We start from the raw sequence: 18,831 nt of genomic DNA on the forward strand, positions 1-18,831 counted from the left end.
ATAATGGGATACAAAAAGACTAAAGAATGCCTCGACGCCCTTGAAGCCAAAGGGGACCTGCTGCGAATAGATCAGGAAATCGACCCTAATATTGAAGCCGGGGTTATTCAACGGCGTGTTTTTCAGACAGGAGGCCCGGCCCTGCTTTTCACCAATGTGAAAGGGTGTAAATTCCCCATGGCCGCTAATATTTTTGGCACAAAGGAACGCCTGAATTTTATTTTCCGCGATACCATCGAAACCGTTGAACGGCTCATGAAACTGAAAATGTATCCTATGGAAGCCATTAAACGGCCTTGGAAATATTTAGGCGCACCACGCACCGCTTACCACACCATGCCGCGCAAACTTTCCGAAGGTCCGGTTACCGCCAACGAAACCACCATAGCTGAGTTGCCACAGCTTAAATCATGGCCCATGGACGGCGGAGCTTTCGTCACCCTGCCGCAGGTTTATTCCGAAAGCCCGGAGAATCCCGGATTTGCAGGCTCAAACATCGGCATGTACAGGGTGCAGCTGTCCGGCAACGAATACAACAATACCGAGGTGGGGCTGCATTACCAGATTCATCGCGGTATCGGACACCATCATGCGCAGGCCCTTAAAAAAGGCGAAAAACTCAAAGTGAACATAGTTGTAGGTGGCGCGCCATCCATGACCATTGCCGCTGTAATGCCCCTGCCCGAAGGCTTGGCGGAAATTTTCTTTGCCGGATCACTGGGCGGGCACCGCATCCCCATGGTTATGCGCCCTAACGGATTGCCGGTTCCTGCCGAAGCTGATTTCTGCATCTGCGGGACCATCAGCAATGAACAGAAACCTGAAGGCCCGTTCGGCGACCATATCGGCTACTACAGCCTGACCCACGATTTCCCGGTACTCAAGGTGGATAAAGTATACCACCGCAATGACGCCATCTGGCCGTTCACAACAGTGGGACGCCCACCGCAGGAAGACACCATGTTCGGTGATTTTATCCACGAACTGACATCCGAGCTGGTGCCGTCTGTTTTCACCGGAGTCCATGAAGTACACGCCGTGGACGTAGCCGGAGTTCATCCGCTGCTGCTGGCAGTAGGCAGCGAACGCTACGTACCCTACGCAGAAGAACGCCAACCGCAGGAACTGCTGACCAACGGCATGGCACTGCTGGGCAACACTCAGACCGCTCTGGCAAAATACCTTTTCATCGGCGCGAAAGAAGACATGCAGCACGGCGAGAACTGCCACAACATCCCGGTTTTCTTCAAACACATGTTGGAACGCGCCAACCTGAAACGCGATCTGCATTTCATCACCAGAACCACCATTGATACTCTTGATTATTCCGGTATGGGCTTCAACGAAGGCTCCAAACTAATCTTTGCTGCCGCCGGATCAAAGAAAAGGGAGCTTTCCAAAGAGTTGCCCGAACTTCCCACCCTGCCTGATGGTTTCAGCGAGGCAAAAGTATTCGGTCCCGGAATAATGCTTATCAAGGGACGCAAAAGCGAAACCGCACGCGGGAACGGCGATCCGCAAATGGAAAGGCTCGGAGAAGCTCTCAAGCACGCCAAAGGCATTGAAGGGTTCCCCATGATCGTAGTTGTGGATGATCCTGATTTCACCGCCAAAAACTGGGAAAATTTTATTTGGGTAACTTTCACCCGCTCCGACCCGGCAACAGATATCTACGGAGCCGGAGCCTTCACCAAGGCCAAGCACTGGGGAGCAGAAAAAGCCATTATCATCGATGCCAGGATGAAATCATATCAGGCACCGCCGCTTGAACCCGACCCGGAAGTAGAAAAGCGGGTTGACGCACTGGCTGCATCCGGTGGACCTCTTTATGGGGTGATATAAAGAAACTCGGCAACTCAAAAACTCCCCGGCTCAACCAAGCCGGGGAGTTTTGAAATTCATATCACGACAAACCGTCTCTTACTTCCCAATCCCCTGTAATCCATACTTGCTTTTCAATTTCTCAAGCCGACCATCGGCGTCCATTTCTTTCAGGGCTGAATCAATCCTTTGAATAAGCCGCTTGGTCTTATGGGTGTGGTTGCCGAAAATATAAAATCGCAATGACTTAACTCCGGGCATGGGAACACAACCGATCCCTGTCATATCAACCCCCTTCAATCTGGCGCGAGAGCCTACTATCTGCTCAAATCCGATTGCCAGCTCAAATCGATATTTTCCAAGCATTTTGAGCATAGTTTCAATATCCTTAGCACCCATCTGAACTTTGGAAGTATCGAATGGGTAGACCTTATAATTAAACCCGTAAACCCCGCCCAAAGAATATTTATTTACATCTAAAACTTTCTTTATCTCCGGTCCATGGGGGAACCTGTCTTTGAGATAATACAAAACATTATCAAGATGATAGATTTCATTTGAAAATAAATAACTCTGCAAACGAGGAGAATCCTTGCTGCCGTCAAGAACAAGATCAAGCTCGTTGTTTCCAAGCATAGCCAGACATCTTTTCCACGGCAGAGCCACTAACTTCAACTCGTCATCAGGGGTACTGAAAACCTCCTTGAGAAAATCAACCGTAAAACCTTTTAGTTTCAAAGAGTCATCAGGAGTGGTATAACAATATGGAGACCAGTACCCTGATCCGCCGACCCTGATTTTCTCAGCTCCTGCGATTGATGTGGGCAATATGAGAAAAATTATCGACCAGATAAGATATCGCATTCTAACTCCATGCCTTCGGCATATTTACAACACCATCCTGAGCATACCTAATCGCTAAGTTTTTAACCAGTATGTTTGCTATATTTCACTCAGCCCGCAGCTCGTTATGACCGGAATAATTTATGCATAAGTTATACTAAAAACCAAAAAAGAGTCAAAATATTGCCTCACAGGGGGCAGCCATGGTTAAACAACATCGAAACAATTTATTTAATGACTGTGATTTAAGTGTCATACTTGAAAACGTATGCAACAGCATCATTCCACAGGTGGAAACTATCCCCGAGAAGGAATTTCTTTCCTCTTCTGATTCCGAACTGGTGGAAAACATCATCGGTCAAAATTCAATCAAACAAATCACCCTGCACGAAGAAAAAATCCACATGCGCAAGCCTGCCCTGTGCAGAATAACACCTGCGGGCAAAGTATATCGCCCTGTAGACGGACAAGACCCGCCTAATTTGAAAGACGGCATGATCACGCAGGTAGAAATCCCCTATTCCGGCGACAAAAGACTTCTGGTAAGCAGGCCGAGCATGCATTACGCACACGGCGGTCCCAGCTTTACCATCAAAAAAGACCGCATAATAAAATATTATGTCAGGCCCCTTTATTCCGACCCGAAATCATTCAAAAACCATTTTTTGCGCAATTATGAAAGAATAAATCAATATCTTGCATGGCAGGCCCATGATATCGCTTTTTTTGATAAGAAATTGCGCAAGCTTGTGCTCACTGCTGTTTCAAAAAGACGTGACAGGAACAATACAATTGATCTGCGTCTCGCACCCAAGCCCGGTGCAACGGAATTCAATCCCGTGCATGTGCGGCGCAAACTTGCCTCCCTTCCTGACCATTCAGCAAACAACGGAACACCTGTCATTTCCGATGAGGATTTCATCAAGGCAATCCGTGTACTGCGCCATACAGGCAGCAGTTTTGAACGCACACCTGCTATTTACAGCGTCCACAATGATCAGGATTTGCGCAACATACTGGTCTCAAACCTGAATACCCATTTTGCAGGAGAGAATAACAAAGACATATTTAAACGTGTAGGAGTAAATGGATTTACTGTGTCCGTCACTGAACAGCAGGCCCTCATAGGAAAATGTACAACATGGCACTGCGAAGAAGGATTCATCCATCACCTTAATACTCTGTTTCAAGAGGAAATATGCCGATCATGCAAAGTAGCATTAGCCATATTCAACAGAACAGAGCACGACTTCGCATCACTCCTAAAGAATATCCGCGAAACACTTATGGAACACCCGTACATGGTAAAACTTGAAAAAGAATTTGCTGAAAATGAATGGCATACTATAATGAATACCCAAGACGACCTGACGAATCACCACTGGGTCCATCTGATGGTCTTTAACCTCTACTTCAAAAAAAAGGAGGACTCTCCCCACCTGACTGAAGAAGAACGGGAATTTCTTGCTAAACTTTGATAAAATAAGCCCTCTGTGTTGAACACAAAGGGCCTTGCTGAAAAATTTTTAATTCGTTTTACGGCTCCTGTCATATTCAGTTAGAGAATCCGGCAACTGATACAACCACCTGAAAAGCCCGTTTACCGACAATCCTACAGGCGATTGTCCGATCCCGCCCCTTTCTGCCAGCAAAACCCCGAACAAACGTACCACTTCCGCATGACTTTTCTGTCCGGTTCTGCCACCGTCAATATCAGCGATCAAGCGGTTAAGACTACTCAGAAGCTTCAGCCCCAAAGCATCCTCGGGCAGAAGCCGCACCGCCAGCCCGGTATGCAGCTGCCGCAACTTGGACACCGCTGCATACGCTGCTTTATCGTTAGCGCACCCGCCATACTGCCGCGGAGTATGGTTGGTAATCAACAAGGCCATCTTACGTATTTCCTTGCGCCACTGTTGAAATTCCTTATCTGCAAACCTGCTCTGCTCTCTAGCCTGCACCAAGGCATAAGCAAGACAAAATCCCCCGATTCCCGCTAAAAGCACCGCCCACGCATCGCTCATATTCTCCTCGCATCAGCTTACGTTTATTGATTTATTTAATCAGAATTATTTCACGTGCACGATTTTTTATCAATTGTAAAAAAACAAACATGTTTGTTGCAGATACGAATAAAAAAACAAAAGGCACGGACAAACATCCGTGCCTTTTTTAGTGCAGAAACTCAAAAATTTACTGCTTCTTTTTCCACTCTTCCCATTCTTTTTTGCTCAATTTACCATCCTTATTCAGGTCTGCTTCACGCATAATACGCCCGGCATTAAGAGGGTAAACCTTGATAATCTCGGAACGGATAACGGTCTTACTGCCATCTTTATCGATATCAACAAAAGCACGGGCAAAACGGATTCGCTCCATATCGTAGTAAAGAGCCTTGGCTTTACGGCCGCTTTCAAGATTATAGAGAGACATGTTCTCTTTACCGGTCAAAGTTCCCAGAGTGTATCCCGCATCATGTTCAGCAAAATAGAGACTGACATTGTCAGCACCGATAACACCGCTGAACCCTTCAGTAATAAGATTTTCCTTGTTTTCGGCAAACCATGCTTTCTCACCGGAGAAAAGGTTTCCTTCCTGCTTTTTAATTACAAAAACAGCCTTATGTTCTTTAATATTTCCGTCTTTGGTGATCATCTTGACCATACCGACCCATGTTCCGCGCAGCTCAGGACATCCGTCAGCAAAGGCAAAAGAGCCCATCAGCACCAGAGCGAGAAGAACAACGCTGCAACCTAGAAACTTTTTCATTTTATCTGCCTCCCAGATTTCAAAATTAAAGATACTACACTTATTTAGCAAAGAAACGAATACGTCAACCCATTCCCGCAAAAACACTCATTGCCAATAAAAAAAGGGCAGCCCGTATGGACTGCCCTTTGTTCTTTCGATTCTAGATCCCCTTAAAGGTGGGAAACAACCTTGCCAAGAAAATCCTTGAGTCTCGGATTCTTGGGATTGGCGAAAACCGCAGAGGGATCGCCTTCTTCCTGAATAATACCTTCATCAATGAAAATGAGACGATCAGCAACTTCCTTGGCAAATCCCATCTCGTGTGTAACCACGATCATGGTCATACCTTCCTTGGCAAGTTTCTGCATAACTTCAAGGACCTCACCGACCAGCTCCGGATCGAGTGCGGAAGTGGGTTCGTCGAAGAGAATAACCTTGGGCTGAAGAGCCAAAGAACGGGCAATTGCTACACGCTGCTTCTGTCCGCCGGAAAGCTGTTCAGGATAATTGCGGGCCTTATCTTTTAGACCGACCTTCTCCAGCAGCTTAAGGCCGAGTTCATCAGCATCGCTCTTGGACATCTTACGAACCTTGACGGGACCGAGAGTCACGTTTTCAAGGATGGTCATGTGCGGAAAAAGGTTGAACTGCTGAAAAACCATACCCGCTTCGGTGCGCACTTCGTTAATATTTGTGGACGGGGCCATGATATCGTGCCCGTCTACAATGATGGTACCGGATGTGGGTTCCTCAAGCTTGTTGATGCAACGCAAAACAGTGGATTTACCGGACCCGGAAGGCCCGATAATACAGACAACTTCGCCGGACTCAACCTTGAGGTCGATTCCCTTGATAACTTCAAGCTTCCCGAAACTTTTATGAAGGTTCTTAATTTCAATCATGTCACTACCTCCGGGAAGTATTGAGCTTTTTCTCTATACGGCGCATTACGAATGCAATGGAAAGGGTCATAGCCAGATAAACACAGGCAACGGAAAGATACACCTCAAAGGCCCGAAAGTTCACGGAAGTGATCTCCTGCCCAGTTCTCATAAGTTCACCGACACCGATAACCATGAGCAAAGAGGTATCTTTGAGACTGATAATGAACTGGTTGCCAAGTGGCGGAATCATACGTTTAAGTGCCTGCGGCCAGATAACATAGCGCATGGTCTGCGCGTTGGTCAGGCCGATGGAACGCCCTGCCTCAAACTGTCCTTTATGAATGGACTGAACCGCCCCGCGGACGATCTCAGCAATATAGGCACCTGAATTGACTGCGATAATAATAATACCGGCGGTGATAGGCGGAATGCGCACCCCGAGAGCCATGGGGACCCCATAATAAAGGAACATGGCCTGAACAAGCATGGGCGTACCCCTGATGGCTTCAACATAAACCCCGGCAATCTTTCTAGTGAAAAAATTGCGGGAAAGCTTCATCAAACCTGCTGCGCTTCCAAGTATAAATCCAAGAAATAGACCGCCGATGGTAATCTCAATAGTAAGCTTGAGACCACGCATGAGCATGGGAAATGTGTCCCAGAAAACTGTAGTGTCAAATGCGAATGCCATTAGGACCTCTGTTTAAAAAATAATTAGGGGCGGCTATATAGCCGCCCCACAAAACACATTGGAATAGTTGTAAATAAATTATTTAGGCTCAGTACCGAACCATTTTACGTACAGTTCGCGGTAGGTACCGTCTTTGCGCAGGTCTTTGAGGGCTGCGTTAACCTTGGCAACAAGATTGCTACCTTTGGGGAAAGCAATACCGTACTGCTGGCCGTTGTAGAGAGGACCGACAACTTTAACCTGACCTTTACCGGCCTTGCGCATGAAGTCTGCAATAACGGGGGAGTCGAAGATAACCGCATCAGCACCGCCGGTCATGAGTTCCATGAACATAGCGTCGTTGTTGGGGTAAAGCTTAACTTCCTTGGCGTTTGCAGTTTTAGCGAAATCAGCGGAAGAGGTGCTCAGCTTGGTGGAGATGATCTTACCTTTAAGATCTTCAATGCTGTTAATGGAGTTTTCGTCCTTTTTAACGAGAATGAGCAGACCGGAATTGTAGTAGCCGTCGGAAAAATCGACAACTTTAGCGCGCTCAGGCTTGATGGTAATACCGGCGATACCAACATCAATCTGGTTGGACTGGAGACCGGGAATGATGCCGTTGAAGTCCATGGGCTGCAAATCATAATCAACACCGATCTTCTCAGCGATAGCTTGCCAGAGCTCAACGTCAAAGCCGGTGTGCTTTCCGGTAGCAGGATCTTTAAATTCAAAAGGAGGGAAGCTGGTGTCACAGGCAACAGTAAGTTTACCTGCGAAAGCAGTTCCGACCATGGTCGCGGTAATCAGAGCGGCAACGATTATTGAAAGCAGTTTTTTCATGAATCCTCCAAGAATGAGACATCGTTTCTTAAAAACCTTCATCAGATAAAAAAATGAAGATAGACCGATCAACAAGTAAATAATCAATCGATTATTTGTCGAAGTAGGAAAATTTAGCACCATTTTATGCTAAATTCAAGACATTGCCCGCACAACCATCACATTAGAAATCAAATCAAAAACAAAACAAAGGATAACACATCAGGAATACAGGCATTTTAAATGCAAACGTTCACCTGATCGACCGATCAATTCGAACCCGACTAAAACCAAAATAACAATACCCACGCGCCTAACTATTTCAACTATACCTTGACACTTTTTGCTTCAAAAACTCCACAAAAACAGAACAGTTTTTTCGGCAAGACCTACACAAAATCGCACAGCTGCCCTACTTTTTAATCCCGAATTGCAGAAATATAAATTTACTGCTGACAATCATACTATATTAATGTAGTGATCTTCTGCCGACAGAAACACGAACTGAGACAGACTTCTCACGCTTTCTTTTTTAACAAGAAATAAGCAAAACCAGCCTCTTTGAACCGTTTCGCGAATCAAATTAGACAATTTTGTAATATTTTTTTCACCCATTTCACTCGCAAGCAATTTAATTCACAATTTTGTAACACAACAGAACCTCACACATACTCTATTCTACATTTTTGTAAGAAACATCTTCGTGACGAAAGGACAAACCATACATAACCAACCTAAATACTTACCTTTATGAACAACGGCATGACTAGTGCTAAGTTCCGAACAGACTTGATGATAGCCCAAAATTCTCCGCCAAGCGGAGGTCACCATTTAATAGATTCAAGGAGTTTTCTCTAATGAGTTCCAACCTCTCCCGCCAGAGTGCGATCACCGCAGTGACCAACTACTCTACCCCTGAAGCTTCCTTCAGCTTTGCCGATACAAAACCCACCGAACTCTTCGGCTGCAACGTCTTCAACGACAACGTAATGAAGGATAGACTTCCGAAAAAAGTCTACAAATCCCTGAAAAAAACTATTGAAGAAGGTGCAAAACTTGACCCTTCCGTTGCAGATGCAGTCGCAAACGCAATGAAAGAATGGGCCATGGAAAAGGGTGCTACTCATTACACACACGTTTTCTACCCCCTGACCGGCTCAACTGCTGAAAAACACGACGGATTCCTTTCTCCCGATGGACAGGGTAACGCTATTTCCGAATTCGAAGGCAAGCTGCTTATTCAGGGTGAACCTGATGCATCCAGCTTCCCCAACGGCGGCCTGCGCGCAACCTTTGAAGCACGTGGCTATACCGCATGGGACGTAACCAGCCCCGCATACATTCTTGAAAACCCCAACGGAACTTTCCTGTGCATCCCCACAGCATTCATCTCCTGGACAGGAGAAGCTCTGGATAAAAAGACTCCGCTGCTCAGAGCCAACCAGGCTATTAACACTTCCGCACAGCGAGTCCTGAAAATTTTCGGTGATGATTCCGGCAACCGCGTTGTTTCCAACGCCGGTCCAGAACAGGAATACTTCCTCATCGACAGAAACTTTTTCTTCGCGCGTCCCGACCTTCAGATGGCAGGCAGAACCCTGTTCGGTGCCAAGCCCGCTAAAGGTCAGGAACTTGATGATCACTATTTCGGCGCAATCCCCCGCCGCGTACTCTCTTTTATGATGGATGTTGAACACCAGCTCTACAAACTCGGTGTACCGGTTAAGACCCGTCACAACGAAGTTGCTCCCGGCCAGTTCGAAATCGCTCCTGTCTACGAACACGCCAACGTTGCAACCGATCATAACCAGATGATCATGACCACACTCAAGGGCGTGGCTAAAAAACACGGCATGGCCTGCCTGCTGCACGAAAAACCTTTCGCAGGAATAAACGGTTCCGGTAAACACCTCAACTACTCCCTAAGCTGCAACGGACACGGTTCCCTGTTTGATCCGGGCGAAAACCCCACAGAAAACGCACAGTTTCTCATCTTCTGCGCTGCTGTAATCCGCTCCGTACATAAATACAGCAAACTCCTTCGCGCAGTAGTTGCCACCGCTTCCAACGATCACCGTCTCGGCGCAAACGAAGCCCCTCCGGCAATCATATCTATCTTCCTCGGCGACCATCTTTCCGAAATCTTCAATAAGATTCAGGAAGGAGACTCCCCGACCCCTACTTCCACGGGCTTCCTCAAGGCTGGAGTAGACACTCTGCCTCCGCTGCCCAGAGATGCAGGTGACCGCAACCGTACCAGCCCCTTTGCTTTCACCGGTAACCGTTTTGAATTCCGGGCAGTTGGCTCAAACTCCTCCATTGCCGGACCTCAGGTTGCCATCAACAGCATCCTTGCCGAATCCCTCGACTTCATCGCAGATGAACTGGAAGCATTCATGGGTGGTGACAACTCCAAACTCACCGATGCTGTAAACAAAGTCATCAAAGACATCATGGACAACCATGGTCAGATCGTTTTCGACGGCGACGGCTACTCTGATGAATGGCACAAAGAAGCAGTTGAAGAGCGCGGCCTGCCCAACCTGCGTACCTCCGCAGACGCAATTCCCGAAATCTCTTCACCTGAAGTTGTTGAAATGTTCACCAAATACAGTGTCTTCACCAAAGAAGAACTGGACAGCCGTACTGAAATCTACCTCGAACAGTACAATCAGGCTATCGTGACCGAAGCGGCACTGGTAACCAAACTCGCCAAGACTCACATTCTCCCCGGCGCAGTTCGCTACCAGAAAGAGCTGGCTGAAACCTGCGCTGCAATGAAAACAATCGGCGTAGAATTCACCACCGGAACCCTCGAAGATCTGACCGCTAAACTTCGCGGCATGCAGTTTGCCAACATTGAGCTTGAAAAGATCATGGAAGCCAAACCTGAAGGTGATATCAACGAAGAAGCAAAATACCTCTGCTGCACCGCACTTCCTGCAATGCTTGAAGTTCGTAAGTACGCAGATCAGCTCGAAGAAGTTGTTGCAGACGACCTCTGGTGCCTGCCCAGCTACTCCGAAATGCTCTTCATTAAATAAGATAACTTACTCCCATATACGTAAGACAAGAAAGGTCCCCACTTCGAAAGAAGTGGGGACCTTTTGTTTTTCGCATCCCTCTTTACAAAATCTTAATATAATATATACCCGTAATCACTAGTCGGGGTAAATTATCTGCATGGAGGAACGATGCTTAAAAAAACACTGATATTGATGTTACTGACCTGCCTTTGCGCATTCACAGCCAACGCCATGTCTCCCCTTACAGGGGATCAAGTTGAAAGAGTTGTTAAAACACTGGAGCAGTTGGACCCGATCATGGAACAGATGGAAGAAGAACTGGAAGAGTCCGGTGAAAGCGATTCCGATCCTCTTGATCCTGAAATGCTGCATAAAGAGTTTGCCATGCTCTACGGCTACACCCCGCAAGCAAAAAGAATCATTGAAGCAAACGGCTTCACCTACAAAACATGGCCTGAAACGGCAGGACGTGTTGTCAAAGCATTTGCATCCATTGCCATGGAAGAAGATGGAAACGCAGGCATGGCTGAGCTTGAAGCTGCAATCGCCCAGATGGAAGCTGATCCGAACATGACCCCGGAACAAAAAGCAATGTTTAAAGAACACATGCTATCATCCATGAAAACTGCCAAAGCCATGATGAAAGCACCCGCTGAAGATGTGAAAATTGTGCGTCCCTACTTTGATAAGCTTTCCAGTACCATGGAATAAAAATTCCTAACCCAAGAAACTAAAAAGCCGGAATCTCAATCGACATGAGATTCCGGCTTTTTAAGTGCAAAAATGACTTTTAAAATTACTTCTTATTTTCTTCTATCTGCTGTACATCCTCACGCTTGATCGTTGTTTCCTGACCGTCAAGATTCTCATAAGTGTACGTATTAGAATCTTTGTTAAATTGCGGATTACCGACACTTACCGCTGTAGAGCCATCTGTTTTGGTAATTGTGTGGTGCTTTGAGCCGCAACCCGCAAAAACCAGCAATCCCGCACACAACAAACCCGCAATAAAAATATTTTTCATATCCCACTCCTTGTAAGGTTTGAATGAAGCCTAGCAGATTATTGTAGATACAACAACGGACTCGATTTATTATTCCATTTCCTTCAGCACATGCCCGATCTTAAGAGCCTTCTCAGTAAAATCATTTTCCAACCGTTCAGTATCTCGCGCTATAATCGCGGCCACATCCCGTGCTTCATACTTGGATTCCAGCTTGATCACATTTCCTGCCCCACTGCCACGGGCGGCACGGCTGATCGCTGCGGCAGAACCGGATTTACGTTTATGCTTCACCTGCAATGTTCCCTGATACACTGCTGATTTTCCGGCAACAGCAAGCATCAGGTCATGATCCAGATCATCATATTGAGTAGGCGAATAACGCAGGTCAAAATCACCGCTCTGTTCCAACACAGACTGCCTGAAAAGATGGAAACACCCGGTAACCGACACACAGGGACGGCAATAGTCAAACTGCCCGTAATCAAGATCCTGATTGTACGGGTCCAGATATGCAAATTCAAAACTGCGGAGTACATCTTCAAAATCCGCTGGGGTCTCCCGCAGATGCAGGTCGGCATGTTGAATAACTTCCTGCTGATCTTCATTGACAACTTTGCAGCCCCAGACCCCCGCATCAGGGTAAGACTCAACTGCCGCGCTGAAATGAGCCTGCCAGTCAGCGGGAATTAAAGCATCATCATCAAGATAGGCCACATAATCATAGAGCTTCAACTCATTCATATTTTTAAGCCAATTGCGAGCCGCAGGAGCACCAACATTTACCGGAAGATCAATGCGGCGAAATCTATCACCAAGCCTGTCCTGCCAGCGAGCCATAACATCGGAGGTATGGTCGGAACTACCGTTATCAAGGGCAAAAATATGCACGTTATCAAGCGGTGATTCCGCAAGCGAACTCATGGTTGCATCAAAATCATCAGCCTTGTTGAAGGTATAGAGACATACCGCAACCTGACCGCCCAGCATATCTGCACCGCCGCTGCCGAGTAAACGCTCGTAAACCTTAAACCACGTATTGACCTGCCACGGGCGGGCAGTCATGCGATCCCGCCAGAGAATCATGGCTTCATCACGCCTGCCCATGCGGTCGACACTTTCAGCCAAACGCAATAGATTTTCACCAAGGATAAGCGCGCCGCCGGAAGTGTCAGAATAAATAGTTTCAGCCTGTCCGTAATCACCGGAACAGAAGGCAATATCCCCGGCATATTTATTCAGCACCATATTCATGGATGTAGGCCAGTCGCGGGAAAGGGCCGCACTGGCGACCTCGTGCCGACCCAAAAAGAAAGCCAGATCAAGCAGATGGGAAAGCCAAAAAAGATTTTCCGGTTCCCGTTCAGTCTGTTTGGAAAGATAATCAAGAAGCTTATCTTTATCATCCCTAGAAACAAGACGTTGCAGGTAGCCCAGATTTTCAGGAATAGCACTATTCGTCGCGATCAGTGACATGGTTTCCACCAACGGTGCAGGCAGAAAGCTAAGCTGTTTATTGATTGCCAGCAGGTTGGAAGCCAGTTGCCCGTCCAAGGGGCTGGATTCCCATGCGGCAAGAAGCATATCCACTCCTAAATCAATAAGCGTACTTTTCTCGCGGCTGCTCTCAGCACTGTTGATGATCCGATTGGCAGTCTCCATAAGATGAGGTTTGCCATGCCCGGAAACCAGAAGCCTGTAGCGGGAAGCGCTGTCTAAAAATCCCCAGAATTTACCTGACATAATTTAATTCCTACCCGAATGTTTGACGCATTTTTTCCAGCAACGTGGAAAGCCTGTGTTCATAGGTATGTTCAGCCATAATTCTTTTACGTGCGGCTGCGGTGATCTTGGCCCGCCCCGCATCATCAGCCAGCCATTTTTCCAGCAGCGGACCGATATCGGAAATATCATTATACGAAATAATTTCATTACCCGGCTCAAAAAGAGCTTCCATCTGCTCCCGGTGATCGGTGAGCACAAAGCCGCCGCAGGCCGGGACATCAAATACCCGCTGGTTCACTGCGCCCTTCATCTGTCTGCTGGTGCAGTTAAATCCTATTTTGGACATGGGATAAAACGCGGGCAGATCATTATAGTAATCCAAAGAAGGCAGATAGCGCCAGTTTCCTTTTTCCAATAACTCATGCCAGCCCTCATCACCCACAATAAGCGGTTTAAACGGCAGCAATTCACGCACACAGGACAGGCGGTATCGGCGCGTGGCCTCCCATGTGATTAAACCTTCAAAGGAAAGTCTGTTCTCGTCAGTGGGTAAATTTTCAATCTTTTCAAGCAACTCAGGATGGGAATTACGCAAAAATTCTTCCACGGAAAGTTCGGCCCGCTCACCGAATTCAGTTGCCAGCTCCGGCACCTTCTGCTGTAAATCAGCATCAAGCTCGCTCAGCCGCAAATACTTATCCACCGCATGGACCATGGAATTACCTAGAAAAGAAACATCCGCCCGCCATTCCTCAAGCCCGGAGAGCCCCGGCTTAAAACGCCCGACATCCGTTGCCAGCGGCAGATAAAAAACATTCTCAAACCCCTTCTCACGCATGATCTCCAGATTTCCGGCATCATAAGTAAAGATAGCGGTCAAATCGGGAAGCACGTCAGCGTAGCGGTAGAGGATCAAATGCGGATTATCCACAAACCATGAAGCCAGCGGCAGTTTCAATTTAAGCAACAGATCAGTAAGTTTACCTTCCCGGTCAACTCCGAAATGATTCACGGTCAGAGCAAAATCGGGCTTGAATTCCACCACCGTGCGCAGCAGATCTTCCACAAAACCGTCCCGCACAGTATCGCCTGTGCCGATATCCACACTGCGAAATTCTATACCCAGCCGTTCCAGCGCAGCGGTAATTTCTCCCATCAAAAAATAGGTACGATGAAAGAAAAGCACTTTCGGCTTTTCATTACGAAATTTAGGATAGGAAACCTCGGACCAGAAATCCACTGGCTCGGAATCCTTCTCATCTTCAAGGGTGTTACCGATAGCAAGATACCATTCACGATCCAGTCGCTGATACAAAGGGATTTTAACCAGCTCCAGCGGACCGTTTCCATTCTCAGCACGCCACTTACGAACCTGTTCCAGAACCTGCACAGGATCACCGCTGAGCCACGTAACCTGTGGATGATCCCGGAATTTATCCGCCCCGGAAACCTCAGCAATCAAAGGATCATTATCCAGCACAACCACCGGGCCGGATTTCAGCAATTCCTCGATGCATACACCAAGCCCTGCGCCAAGCAGCACAGGCAGTTTACCGGGAGCAACAGACTCAGCAAGACCGTGTTCACGTTCTGCCCCTTTACGTCCCCAGAGGTGCCATTTCTTGCCGTCCACATGGATGCGCACGTCCGCAACGCTATCCTGATCCATCACAGGTTCAACAGTATAAGCTAGTTTCGACATATTGATTATGTATGTCATTACAGCATGCTATGACAATGCTTGATTGATATTTTTTTGGATAAGAAATGAAGAGTTTACGGACCGGCCTTTCATTCGTTATAGCTGGCGCAAACGTGATTTCAAAATTTAAAAATATATAAATAGAAAAATTATGATCAATAAAGCACTACAGACCGAAAGCACTATGAATTTTCTGGACATGGAAACATGGGAAAGAGCTGAACATTTTACCTTTTTTCAATCTCTATGTACCAGCCGCTACGGCTTCACAATTCAGCAGGATGTGACCGAACTTTTCAATTACCGCAAAGAAAAAAACAACGGGTCCGCAAAAATCCGATTCTCATCCATGCTCTATTATCTGGCCACCCGCGCAGCTAATGAAGTTCCGGAATTCCGCACCCGTATCGTGGATGGCAAGCCCGCAATTTTCGATGTGATTCATCCGGCATTCACCTACATCCCCAAAGGACGCAGCCTGCACGCAAACTGCCTTTGCCGACTTGGACAGGATTTCAGCGAAACAGCGGCAAACATCGAAGTTGCCCGCCAGAGTGCAGATGAAAAACCGACTCTCACCCCCGCAGGCGGCGAGAAGCCGAATCTGTTCTATTTCAGTGTGGTAAACGGAGTCGCTTTCACATCCGCCAGCAACCCTTGGGGGAATTGCAATACAGATTCAGTGCCGCGAATCCTGTTCGGGCAGGTCACTGAAAATGAATCCGGTAAAAAGATCATGCCCGTATCTGTGGAGGCATTACACGGTCTCATGGATGGCAAGCATTTTGGAGATTTTTTCAGTAAATTTGATATGATGTGCAAGGAACCGGAGGAGTATTTGTAGATGCCTCCGGCGGCTGGGGAAGAGAAAACTTTTGCAAAAGTTTTCCCTTCCCCAGACCCCATCCCTTTCAAAACCTTTTAATAAGCTTCGCATATAACGCGATCAAACGTCACAGAAAATAATACTTACCGTGAAGCGAGTTCTCTAAGAAAAATAGCCTTCTCCCCCGCCTTCTTCTGCTTCACAGCATATTCAGCGCGATACGCAGCACGTTTATCCGGGAAGGATTCATAGACTTCCATGGTCGCAGGAAGACGGCAGCGGGTATACTTCGCGCCCTTGCCGGAATTGTGTTCTTCCAATCTACGCGCGGGATCGGTGGTTACTCCGCAATATAAAGAATTGTCGCTGCAACGCAGCAGATATACGTACCATGTGCTCATAAATCGGGCATAGCTGTTAGTTCCGGCACGGTCAAAACTTTATTCACAAACTATATTTACGGATTAAGTCCCGATAGCACCCATTTAACCTTGCATTCAGGAGCTTCTACATATATTTTAACTCGCTTTCTTAATTCTTCCCCTCCAACAGCCCTCTCTTCCCTAATAGGGATTCCAAAGGGGCTTAGTCCCTTTGGCCGCCGGAGGCGAAATCAGATCATCAAAATCGCGTAGCGAATCAAAATAATTTGCCTTTACTTGAGAGAACAAATGCCCAGAATTACTATTTCATCCCTTGAAAAATCATATAATGGGGAAGACCTTTTCAGCGACCTTTCGTTTGAAGTGTCCGCCGGAATGCGCCTTGCCGTAGCCGGTCCCAACGGTTGCGGTAAATCCACCCTGCTCAAGCTCATTGCCGGAAAGATTGAACCGGACGCAGGAGTGCTTTCCATTTCCAAAGGTGCGCGCCTCGGCTATGTGGCGCAGGAACTGACCGGGGAAATTCTTGAAAACACCCTACTCAGTTGGGTGCTCTCCGCGCTGCCTTCCTGGAATACACTCTGGGAGCAATGGGAAGAAGCCGGACAGAAGAATGATCAGGCTCACATGGAAAGACTGTCTGAAAAGCAGGCAGAACTTGAACACCAGTTCGGATATAACCCCGAACACAAGGCCCGTACCATCCTGACCGGACTGGGCTTTTCCGAACATGACCTGCTCAGCAAGATTAAAGAACTTTCCGGCGGCTGGCGTGAACGCGCCAAGCTGGGCCGTGTCCTGCTCCAAGGTGCGGATTTGCTCCTCTTGGACGAACCCACAAACCATCTTGATCTCGAAGCTGTTGAATGGCTTGAAAGCTACCTGCTCTCCTTCCGGGGCGCGGTAATTTATGTGGCCCATGACCGTATCTTTCTGGACAAGGTCGGTACCCATGTACTTTTTCTCGGGGCCGGGCGTCCGCAAGTCAGGCGCGGAAATTTCACTGAATTTCTTAAATGGCAGGCAGAAAACGCAGAGCAGCGCAGCCGCGAAGCTGCCAAGCTTTCCGCACGTATTGAAACTGAGAACTCATACATCAACCGCTTTCGAGTAAAGGCCCGCAAGGCCGCACAGGCACAGTCCAAAATCAAGAAAGTTGAAAAGATGTCCAAGGAGCTCAATAAGATTAAAGGTGAAGCCGAACTCAACCGTTCCGGCAGAACTTTGAGCTTCCGCCTCCCACCCACTGCGCGCGGAGATAAAGCCGCCATCAGTGTGGTTGATCTTGAATTTTCATATGACGGCAAGCCGCCGTCCCTCTGGCCGCTGCTTAATTTCCAGCTTTTCCGGGGTAAAAAGGTTGCCCTTGCCGCTCCGAACGGGGCCGGTAAATCCACCCTGCTCAAAGTGATCATGGGGATGCTCGAAGCCAACGCAGGATTTGCTAAAGTAGGACAGAACACCTCATTGGCTTATTTCAGCCAGCACCAGAGCGACATCCTGCGCGATGACATGACTGCGCTTTCCGAAATCCGCCGCCTCTGCGATCCTGACACAACCGAAGAACAGCTTAAGAGTGTACTCGGCTTGTTCCTGCTGGGCGAGGGCTATTTCGAACGCAAGGTTTCCGCACTTTCCGGTGGAGAAAAAAACAGGCTGATTCTCGCATCACTTTTCCTGTCACGGGCCAACCTGCTTATTCTTGACGAACCCACCAACCATTTGGACCTCGAAAGTCGGGAAGGATTGATCCGGGCCTTGAAGGATTATGACGGAACTCTTTTCTTTGTAGCGCATGACCGCTACCTGCTCGGAGAAGTCGCCGACGAAATATGGGCTTTGAACGACTCTGGATTTGATACTTTTCATTCTTTTAAAGAATACGATGATCATCGTAAGGAAAAGCTAGCAGCACCCGCAGCCCGATCCGAATCCGCTGATTCAGGTGACAGCCACAAGCCAGCCAAGCGCAAGCTGAGCAAAGAAGACAAACGGAGACAGGCTGAAATCCGCAATGCCCTGTACAAGGAACTCAGGCCCAAGACCGCCGAGTATGAAAAGCTCGAAAAAGACCTTGAAAAGACCTTGGAAGATCAGGCAACCATGGAAGAGAAGCTCAACGATCCTGAGCTGTACAGCGACGGAGCCGCAGCAGTGGAGCTAAATTCCCGCTACACCGAAACCTGCGCATGGGCCGACGAGCTGATGGAAAAGATGGCTGTTCTCGAAGAAGAAATCGCCGAACTGGAAGAACGCAAAAAGCAGCTTTTGGAAGAAAATTAAGATGCCTCCGGCGGCTGGGGAAGGGAAACTTTTGCAAAAGTTTCCCTTCCCCAGACCCCATCCCTTCAAAACCTTTTATTAAGCTTCGCTCT

At 47.7% G+C, this 18,831-nt stretch carries 16 protein-coding genes; 6 read left to right on the top strand and 10 right to left on the bottom strand.

Annotated features, from left to right (window positions below):
- The first annotated feature begins 3 nt into the window (after positions 1-3).
- Positions 4-1,842, top strand: coding sequence for a UbiD family decarboxylase (locus FMS18_RS03145; protein ID WP_163292300.1), 1,839 nt, complete (start codon positions 4-6; stop codon positions 1,840-1,842).
- Between the two features lie 78 nt (positions 1,843-1,920).
- On the opposite strand, the gene FMS18_RS03150 is transcribed toward FMS18_RS03145, so the two are convergent.
- Positions 1,921-2,685, bottom strand: a complete 765-nt coding sequence (locus FMS18_RS03150; protein ID WP_163292301.1) for an ABC transporter substrate-binding protein — start codon at positions 2,683-2,685, stop codon at positions 1,921-1,923.
- A gap of 182 nt (positions 2,686-2,867) precedes the next feature.
- On the opposite strand from FMS18_RS03150, the gene FMS18_RS03155 reads away from it, so the two are divergent.
- Positions 2,868-4,142 carry a hypothetical protein gene (locus FMS18_RS03155; protein ID WP_163292302.1) on the top strand — a complete coding sequence of 425 codons (1,275 nt, stop codon included), beginning with the start codon at positions 2,868-2,870 and terminating at the stop codon, positions 4,140-4,142.
- Between the two features lie 48 nt (positions 4,143-4,190).
- Here the strand turns inward: FMS18_RS03155 and FMS18_RS03160 are convergent, their stop codons facing one another.
- The 5 genes from FMS18_RS03160 to glnH all read right to left on the bottom strand — a co-directional run bounded on the left by FMS18_RS03160 (position 4,191) and on the right by glnH (position 7,812).
- Positions 4,191-4,688, bottom strand: a complete 498-nt coding sequence (locus FMS18_RS03160) for a hypothetical protein (RefSeq protein ID WP_163292303.1) — start codon at positions 4,686-4,688, stop codon at positions 4,191-4,193.
- Positions 4,689-4,857: 169 nt separating this feature from the next.
- Positions 4,858-5,433, bottom strand: a complete 576-nt coding sequence (locus FMS18_RS03165) for a calcium-binding protein (protein ID WP_163292304.1) — start codon at positions 5,431-5,433, stop codon at positions 4,858-4,860.
- A 152-nt stretch (positions 5,434-5,585) separates the two neighbouring features.
- Positions 5,586-6,317 carry an amino acid ABC transporter ATP-binding protein gene (locus FMS18_RS03170; protein WP_163292305.1) on the bottom strand — a complete coding sequence of 244 codons (732 nt, stop codon included), beginning with the start codon at positions 6,315-6,317 and terminating at the stop codon, positions 5,586-5,588.
- A gap of 4 nt (positions 6,318-6,321) precedes the next feature.
- Positions 6,322-6,990, bottom strand: coding sequence for an amino acid ABC transporter permease (locus FMS18_RS03175; protein ID WP_163292306.1), 669 nt, complete (start codon positions 6,988-6,990; stop codon positions 6,322-6,324).
- 78 nt (positions 6,991-7,068) lie between these two features.
- A complete protein-coding gene (gene glnH, locus FMS18_RS03180) occupies positions 7,069-7,812 on the bottom strand; it encodes a glutamine ABC transporter substrate-binding protein GlnH (RefSeq protein WP_163292307.1) in 744 nt (247 codons plus the stop codon).
- A gap of 836 nt (positions 7,813-8,648) precedes the next feature.
- Here glnH and FMS18_RS03185 point away from each other — a divergent pair.
- Positions 8,649-10,835 (top strand): glutamine synthetase III, encoded by a 2,187-nt coding sequence (locus FMS18_RS03185; RefSeq protein ID WP_163292308.1) that lies wholly within the window; start codon positions 8,649-8,651, stop codon positions 10,833-10,835.
- 150 nt (positions 10,836-10,985) lie between these two features.
- A complete protein-coding gene (locus FMS18_RS03190) occupies positions 10,986-11,528 on the top strand; it encodes a hypothetical protein (RefSeq protein WP_163292309.1) in 543 nt (180 codons plus the stop codon).
- 85 nt (positions 11,529-11,613) lie between these two features.
- Here the strand turns inward: FMS18_RS03190 and FMS18_RS03195 are convergent, their stop codons facing one another.
- The 3 genes from FMS18_RS03195 to FMS18_RS03205 all read right to left on the bottom strand — a co-directional run bounded on the left by FMS18_RS03195 (position 11,614) and on the right by FMS18_RS03205 (position 15,265).
- The gene (locus FMS18_RS03195) at positions 11,614-11,841 is read right to left on the bottom strand and encodes a YgdI/YgdR family lipoprotein (RefSeq protein ID WP_163292310.1); all 228 of its coding nucleotides are present in this window, start codon (positions 11,839-11,841) and stop codon (positions 11,614-11,616) included.
- A gap of 69 nt (positions 11,842-11,910) precedes the next feature.
- Positions 11,911-13,563, bottom strand: a complete 1,653-nt coding sequence (locus tag FMS18_RS03200) for a glycosyltransferase (protein WP_163292311.1) — start codon at positions 13,561-13,563, stop codon at positions 11,911-11,913.
- Positions 13,564-13,573: 10 nt separating this feature from the next.
- Positions 13,574-15,265 (bottom strand): glycosyltransferase, encoded by a 1,692-nt coding sequence (locus tag FMS18_RS03205; RefSeq protein WP_163292312.1) that lies wholly within the window; start codon positions 15,263-15,265, stop codon positions 13,574-13,576.
- 133 nt (positions 15,266-15,398) lie between these two features.
- Between FMS18_RS03205 and FMS18_RS03210 the strand changes: the two genes are divergently transcribed.
- Positions 15,399-16,091, top strand: a complete 693-nt coding sequence (locus FMS18_RS03210) for a CatA-like O-acetyltransferase (RefSeq protein ID WP_163292313.1) — start codon at positions 15,399-15,401, stop codon at positions 16,089-16,091.
- A 125-nt stretch (positions 16,092-16,216) separates the two neighbouring features.
- Here FMS18_RS03210 and FMS18_RS03215 read toward each other — a convergent pair whose 3' ends face one another.
- Positions 16,217-16,474 carry a GIY-YIG nuclease family protein gene (locus FMS18_RS03215; RefSeq protein ID WP_163292314.1) on the bottom strand — a complete coding sequence of 86 codons (258 nt, stop codon included), beginning with the start codon at positions 16,472-16,474 and terminating at the stop codon, positions 16,217-16,219.
- 270 nt (positions 16,475-16,744) lie between these two features.
- Here FMS18_RS03215 and FMS18_RS03220 point away from each other — a divergent pair, with 270 nt between their 5' ends.
- Positions 16,745-18,739 carry an ABC-F family ATP-binding cassette domain-containing protein gene (locus FMS18_RS03220; protein ID WP_163292315.1) on the top strand — a complete coding sequence of 665 codons (1,995 nt, stop codon included), beginning with the start codon at positions 16,745-16,747 and terminating at the stop codon, positions 18,737-18,739.
- Positions 18,740-18,831: the final 92 nt, after the last annotated feature.

Origin of the sequence: Desulfovibrio sp. JC022, from assembly GCF_010470665.1 — a bacterium.
Taxonomy (GTDB): Bacteria; Desulfobacterota; Desulfovibrionia; order Desulfovibrionales; family Desulfovibrionaceae; genus Maridesulfovibrio.